The sequence below is a fragment of the Candidatus Margulisiibacteriota bacterium genome (assembly GCA_041650635.1).
Taxonomy (GTDB): domain Bacteria; phylum Margulisbacteria; class WOR-1; order JAKLHX01; family JBAZKV01; genus JBAZKV01.
In genome coordinates this window covers 1-3,541 of sequence record JBAZKV010000044.1, presented here as the reverse complement: position 1 = coordinate 3,541, position 3,541 = coordinate 1, and the positions used below count along the sequence as shown (strand labels likewise).

Genomic DNA, 3,541 nt, shown 5'->3' with positions numbered 1-3,541 from the left:
TAGCGGTATCGTTGGGTTTAATCATGAGTGCGGCGCCTGCCTTCTGTCAGCAAAAGGCCATTGACAAGCTTAAAAAAGAGGGGTTTGAAATAGGGATCAAATTAAGCCAGACGGCCGAAGTCGCCGCAACGGAACAGGCAAAACTCCTGGCTCCCGCCCCGTCAAAAACGATCTCCCTGCCCTCTCCTGCCTACCGCGCAGCATGTAGCCGCGACTACTGCGCCTTTGCCTTAAGGAACGGCACGGTCATGGTTTATGACTTTAAAAATGACGCGGCGATACTCGATAAGAACTTCTCGAAAAACCCCATTTATTGCGTTGCCTTCCACCCTTCCCTGAACATCATTGCCTTTGGCGACAAGGAAAGCAGGATCACCATTTTTGATCTTGATAAAAAGGATAAAGCAAAGACAATTTATGAGCTTGGCAAGGCAATTTCTGATGTGCGGTTTTCTCCCGACGGAGCCACCCTTGCGGCGGCCTATCTGAATAAAGGAGATATAACTCTTTACAATACAAGCACTTATGAGCCTAAACAGGAGATCAAGGCGCATGGGGCAGGGATTTATTACCTTGCCTTCTCCCCTGACGGCAGCCTGATCGCCTCCGGTTCGCGTGACCGCAAAATCAGCATTACCCCTATCCAGGCACAATTCCCTGCGCAAGTGCTGAACGAACATAAATTCATGGTGCTCGCGCTCGATTTTTCGGCAGACGGCAATTTCCTTGCCTCCGGAGGAGGGGACGCCCAGCTTGTTGTTTGGCAAAAGGGTGCCGACGGTATTGAAAAGAAGCCCTATTTCAACTGGGTCCATGGGGACTGGATCAATACGGTGAAATTTTATGGCAAGTACCTGTTTACCGGAAGCAAAGACGGAAAGATCAGGGTCTTTGATTACGCGAACAAGAGCTTGCTGGGGGTCTTCAAGGCCGCTGATGTGGTATTCAGCATTGACGTCAGCCCGGACGGTAAAAAACTCATCGTTGCCGGCCCTCATGTGCTGGTATACGATCTAAACGCGCTGCTTGCCGCTATCAAATAAAAAGGAGGCTCGATGGTGTATAAGGCGATTGCTTTCTGGACGATCATTGCGGGCTTAGTGACCTGCCTGTCCGCGGACACTCTTTTCGCCGCCGAAGAAAAGCTGGTAATGAAGGAGACCGAGATCGCCGTGGCCGGCAGGCTCCTGCTGCAGCCGCGCAAGAAGGTAGAACGCCTGGTCCTTTTCGGGAAGAACGGCCGGGCATATATCCTCCGGGGCGATTTTAACGAAATCCTCAAAGGCACCCTGACTGACCTGGGAGAAACAAACCTGGTATCGTTAACCGGGATCGCAGACGGCCTTTATGATATCGGGTGCACCATTAAGCACATGGTCGACGAAGAAGGGAAGAAAACCAGCGAAAACGAGTGTATCCGCTATTACCACCTTACGGTAACCAAAGTGCTGGAGGCCAAGCAGTCGGATGAAAAGATGCCTCCTCCGGAAAGGGATTCGAACGAAGAACACCGGGCACAACGCTCGTCCATAACATACCGGCCGGGGGCAGCACAGGGTTCCATTGTCACCGTCGATGCAAAGATCGAATCCCTGAACATAAAATCGCCGATTAAGACAATGAATATTTCTTTCGAGGATAAGAACGGCAAAACCATCAAGAAAGACATCCTGTTGACGGGAGATACCCGTATCGCGAAAAAAAGCATCGATGCGTCCGAACCGGTATTTCTGGAGTCGAATGCCCTTGCCGCAGGGCAAAAGATCCACCTTGAATATGCTGCTTCTGAAGATAGGAATTCTGCGCTATTCATCACGATCCTGAAAGAATAGGAATTTTCCTATTTATATGGTATAATAGGGACATATTAGAAAGGGACAGGGACTGGCAAAAACGGTTTTACTTGAGGGGGTAAACCGGTGCCTTTGCTATAAGGCATTGGTCTTGCCCCTTTTTTTGTTTATCTGACCGCCTATGAAAATATCCAGGCTTTGCGTCAACCGACCGGTTACCACCTTAATGTTCTTTACGGCGGTAATCCTCTTGGGCTTCATATCCTGGTCCCGCCTGCCGCAGGAACTTTTTCCTTCGATCGCCTACCCCCAGTTAACGGTAGTCACGTCTTACCAGAACGCCGCCCCCGAAGAAATCGAGAGCCTTATCACCAAGCTCGTCGAAGAAGCAGCCGGCACCGTCAATAACGTAAAACGCATCAGCTCCATCTCCAAAGAAGGCATCTCCCTGGTGATGATAGAGTTCAACTGGGGAACGAACATGGACTTTGCCGCACTTAACGTGCGCGAAAAGATAGACCTGATCAAAGAACGCCTCCCCAGGGAATCCCAGGAACCGGTAGTCATGAAATACAACCCCTTTGACCTGCCGGTGATGAACCTCGCCATTACCGGCCCTTTTACCCCCTTAGAGCTGCGGGAGATGTGCAATAAGCACATCAAAGACAGCATAGAAAAAGTCGAAGGCGTTGCTTCGGCTACCATCAACGGCGGTGACGAGCGCGAGATCCTGGTTGAGATCGACCAGCCGCGCCTGCGCGCTTCGCAAATCTCCATCGTCTCTGTCGTGGACGGCCTCAAGTCTACCAACCTCAATTACCCGGCAGGGACCATCAAAGAAAGCTTTTATGAATACCTCATCCGCACGATGGGGGAATTCCAAAGGGTGGAAGAGATCCAGGAGACCCCGGCGGCCCTTGACCTGCCTGAAGAAGAAGCAAAAACGATCAAGGAAAAAGAAGAAAAAGAAAAAGAGGCAAAACGCCTGGTTTTCCTGAAAGATATCGCCAGGGTCAAAGATACGGTCAAAGAAAAGACAAGTATTTCCCGTTACAACGGCAAGGAGAGCGTTTCCCTGGTCATCAGGAAACAATCCGGCACTAATTCCCTCAAGGTAGTAAGGGGGGTACGCAAGGAAATACAGAAGCTGCTCTCCGAAAAACTCCCCAAAGGAGTCGTCATACAGGTCACCTACGACCAGTCGCAATTCATCCAGGAAGCTCTCGCAAGCGTGCGGAATTCTGCGGTACAAGGCGCATTCCTGGCATTCATCGTGTTATTCCTCATCTTGCGTGATTTCCGCTCCGCCCTCGTTATCACCACCTCCATCCCCATCTCCATCATGGCCACCGTTTGCCTTATGTACTTTACCAACATAAATCTTAATATCATGTCCCTGGGTGGCCTTGCGCTGGGTGTCGGTATGCTTGTCGATAACGCCGTTGTCGTCATTGAGAACATCTTCCGGCACCGTAAGATGAAAAAGGGCCAGAAGACCGCCTGTATTGAAGGTGCGGAGGAGATGTTTTCCCCGGTCGTGGGGACCACACTCACCACCGTTGCGGTATTCCTGCCTTTTGCCTTTGTCGTGGGAGTCGTGGGGCAGATCTTCAAACAACTTTCGCTGACCATCACCTTTTCCCTGGTTGCCTCGATCATCACCGCCGTATGCCTGGTCCCTGTCTTTATGTCTCTGGGTAAACAGCGGGTGACGTACGAGGATGACCACGAATCTTCCCTGAGCAGGC

Annotated in this window: 3 protein-coding genes; all 3 read left to right on the top strand. The window is 51.0% G+C overall.

All coding sequences use genetic code 11. The features are described from left to right. The coding region (locus WC490_08030; protein MFA5098548.1) for a hypothetical protein at positions 1-1,043 on the top strand (1,043 nt) is incomplete at its 5' end. A 12-nt stretch (positions 1,044-1,055) separates the two neighbouring features. Beyond that, the gene (locus tag WC490_08025; GenBank protein ID MFA5098547.1) at positions 1,056-1,832 is read left to right on the top strand and encodes a hypothetical protein; all 777 of its coding nucleotides are present in this window, start codon (positions 1,056-1,058) and stop codon (positions 1,830-1,832) included. Positions 1,833-1,974: 142 nt separating this feature from the next. Continuing rightward, on the top strand, positions 1,975-3,541 hold a 1,567-nt coding region (locus tag WC490_08020; GenBank protein MFA5098546.1), incomplete at its 3' end, for an efflux RND transporter permease subunit.

Coding starts and splice junctions, on each gene's coding strand:
- WC490_08025 (MFA5098547.1), top strand. CDS start 1,056: ATGGTGTATAAGGCGATTGCTTTCTGGACGATCATTGCGGGCTTAGTG.